Source organism: Mesorhizobium sp. M7A.F.Ca.CA.004.12.1.1, from assembly GCF_003997835.1.
GTDB lineage: Bacteria > Pseudomonadota > Alphaproteobacteria > Rhizobiales > Rhizobiaceae > Mesorhizobium.
In genome coordinates this window covers 1-1284 of sequence record NZ_RZRK01001192.1, presented here as the reverse complement: position 1 = coordinate 1284, position 1284 = coordinate 1, and the positions used below count along the sequence as shown (strand labels likewise).

The following is a 1284-nucleotide window of genomic DNA, read 5'->3' as shown; positions in this document are numbered from 1 at the left end:
CTCTTATTTTTTTATCGCTTGGTCAAAACGCCTAGCATGACGCTCCGCCCGTGCCAATTGGCGGAGCCGGTTCACTCTCGACAAATCCCGGTGCGCTTGTCAATTTGCAACGTGGCCGGGGCCTTCACATTCGCTAGTATGACGGCGCCGAAATTCGCATCACGGCGCAAGACATCGCGGTGAACGACATCGCGGTGAGACTGGGGAATTCACATGATCACGCCCGCCGACCGGCTGACGACGCTGGAAATACGCGCCGCCGAGCAGGAGAAGATCATCGAGGAACTGTCCGGCCAGATCGCCGAGCAGTGGAAAGTGATCGAGCGCATGCAGCGCAAGCTGGACGCGCTGACGGATCGCTTCCTGGCGCTGGAGGAGCAGACAGGAGATGAAGTGCCGGTAACCAAGCCACCGCACTGGTGAGGAAAAAGGGAAGGTGCACGCCTTGGTCAGTGAAAGCGATCGCATCGCGCGGGCCGGCGAATATGTGCTCGGTCTTATGAACGACAAAGACCGCGAACGGGCCGAACGTGACCTGGAGGTCGATCCCGCCTTCCGCGACGCGGTCGCGCGACTTGCCGAGCAGATGTATTTCTTCGACCGTTACGGAAAACGCGACCTGCTGCCTGGCAGGCATTGGGAACTGGTTACCCAACGCCTAGCCGAGTTACCTCAGATGCGCAGCGTCGAGCTCGGCGGCAATGAGGTCAAACCGCGCACGGTGATCCGAAGCCTGTCCCGGCCACCATACGGCATTGGCGTGCACGCGCTTGGCGGCCGGCGCGGAGTTGTCGTTGCCGCCGGGCTGATGGTGGCGTTCGCGCTGGGCTGTCTCGTCGCGAAGCTGCTATAGGCGAGGGCGGCGCGACATCAGCGCCATCTTCTCGCCGTCCGAGCCGCTTATCTCAACGGTATTCCAGCCGAGAGCCGCGTAGAAATCACGCGCATCCCATGTGTAGAGATGGAGCATCTCGACGCCCCGTGACGCCGCATGGGCTTCCGTTGCCTTGACCAGCGCGGTGGCGATGCCTCGGCGTCGATACCTTGCATCGACGACCAACCCGGCCAGCCATGGCGTCAGATCATGTACGGGCTCCAGCTCGTGGCGGACCAGCAGGCATGTCCCGACCGGGGTGTCGCCGATCCGGGCAACGAATGCCGCCTCGAAGCCGTCACCGGCGATCAAGCCACGAAGCCCTGCCGCATCTTCCCCGAGCGTCCTTCCGGTTCCCTCGAAAAACGTGGCCAGGCGCAGCTGGGCTACCGCTGCTACGTCGTGCCTGT

At 62.7% G+C, this 1284-nt stretch carries 3 protein-coding genes; 2 read left to right on the top strand and 1 reads right to left on the bottom strand.

What is annotated here, in order from left to right; genetic code table 11:
- The first annotated feature begins 216 nt into the window (after window positions 1–216).
- Both EN984_RS35010 and EN984_RS35005 read left to right on the top strand, forming a co-directional pair.
- A complete protein-coding gene (locus EN984_RS35010; RefSeq protein WP_206517192.1) occupies window positions 217–423 on the top strand; it encodes a SlyX family protein in 207 nt (68 codons plus the stop codon).
- Window positions 424–445: 22 nt separating this feature from the next.
- Window positions 446–853 (top strand): hypothetical protein, encoded by a 408-nt coding sequence (locus tag EN984_RS35005; RefSeq protein WP_127266920.1) that lies wholly within the window; start codon window positions 446–448, stop codon window positions 851–853.
- Here the strand turns inward: EN984_RS35005 and EN984_RS35000 are convergent.
- A partial coding sequence (locus EN984_RS35000) for a GNAT family N-acetyltransferase (RefSeq protein ID WP_164765942.1) occupies window positions 848–1284 on the bottom strand: 437 nt, incomplete at its 5' end. The two genes, EN984_RS35005 and EN984_RS35000, sit on opposite strands and share 6 nt — an antisense overlap.